The organism is Luteibacter sp. P4_E6 (genome assembly GCF_056401535.1).
In genome coordinates, this window is sequence record NZ_JBFUJE010000854.1 from 1 (window position 1) to 1,131 (window position 1,131).

Consider the following 1,131-nt stretch of genomic DNA (forward strand, 5'->3'; position numbering starts at 1 on the left):
GGAGCACGTCTTTAGCTTCGATGCGGTTACACATGTCGGGAGGCCGCTTATCGATCATTGACCGCGGCCATGACGCGGCGCGACTCGCTCAGGGCGGTCTACGATCGTTTTCAACTGCCAACTGCGACATACCCGTTTAGACCTTGGCGTTGAGCATCTTGCTCAGCGCATGAGCCACGTGGCCCTGATGAATAGCGCCAGGAAACGTCGGTGAACTAACATTCGCGACCTTCCCCTACCGATCAAGAACCCGCCTCGATGCCCTCCCTGGCCGCCACAGCCGGCAGATTTATTGACCACTGCCGCTATTCCAAATCCCTCTCCCCTCATACGACTCGCGCATACGCTCAAGACCTGACTGACTTTCGACTTTTCGTCGGCAACAGGCGAAGTCCAAAAACCATCACCAAGGTCGACGTGGAGGCGTTTGTGCAAGATCTTCGACGGCGTTCTCTAAGCGCGGCAACTACCAAACGCCGACTCGGTTGCCTGAAGGTCTTCTTTCATTGGCTCGAATCGACGTCTCTCATTGATGAGAATCCCCTTGCTTCCCTAAAGCTGACCATCAAACAGCCACGAAGACTTCCGAGAGGAATCACTCGAGCTGACCTCCGCAGCTTGGTTAAGCAGGCTTCGAAGGATTCACCAAGACGCGACAGTACGGCAACTGATCTGGCCATACTTTTGATCGCCACGACAGGAATTCGCGTAGCGGAGCTTGTTGCCATACGAACAGACGACGTCGAAATATTGGACGGCTGCATCCGCGTTCACGGCAAGGGAAATCGCGAACGAACGGTGTATGTGACGAACCCCTCACTACTGAAGAGACTGAAGGCCCACCTAATGCGGCGCCAACAGGATTTCAATCCAGATGGCGGACTGTTCGTTAACCGGAGGGGATTTCCGCTGACAGCGGCGACTTTCCGAGCCCATCTGAAGGAAGCCTCAAACGATTCGTCAGCCGCAACGCATGTGACTCCACATATGCTCAGACACACAGCCGCGACGCTTCTTATCGAGCAGGGGGTCGACATTCGCGTCGTTCAGAGGCTTCTCGGCCACCAAAGCATAACCACCACGGAAATATACACGCACGTGGCAGACATGACGCTTCGGAAAGCCTTGGTT

Annotated in this window: 1 protein-coding gene; it reads left to right on the forward strand. The window is 55.3% G+C overall.

Annotated elements, in window-relative coordinates:
* Nucleotides 1–258 precede the first annotated feature (258 nt).
* Nucleotides 259–1,131, forward strand: an 873-nt coding sequence (locus tag AC1DT2_RS24095) for a tyrosine-type recombinase/integrase (protein WP_477299232.1), incomplete at its 3' end; no start/stop codon positions are given.